The organism is Terriglobus sp. ADX1 (assembly GCF_036877645.1).
In the GTDB taxonomy this organism is placed as follows: Bacteria; Acidobacteriota; Terriglobia; order Terriglobales; family Acidobacteriaceae; genus Terriglobus.
In genome coordinates, this window is record NZ_JAEDXV010000092.1 from 1 (window position 1) to 254 (window position 254).

The window sequence follows — 254 nt, forward strand, 5'->3', positions numbered from 1 at the left end:
TTATCGCGTAGCAACTCTTTACGGAAGCGCGAAGGATCAATGCGCAGCTTTACCTGCTTGCAATACGCAACAGAAAGTCCCGTGAACCCCGCCAGCTTCGTTGCCACTGCATCGAATTCAGCGGGCGGCAGCATATCGCCCTGATCCAGCGCAATCGCATACTCGCCACGCGTAAACTCGCGTGCCTTCTGCACAAAGTCCTGCATCGTGCCGGTATGCGGAACCTTGTTGTGATACCAGGCGATCGCTGCATA

At 55.5% G+C, this 254-nt stretch carries 1 pseudogene; it reads right to left on the minus strand.

Annotated features, from left to right (window positions below):
* Positions 1-254: pseudogene (locus tag JAO32_RS19785) on the minus strand (peptidase S10); the annotation flags it as partial.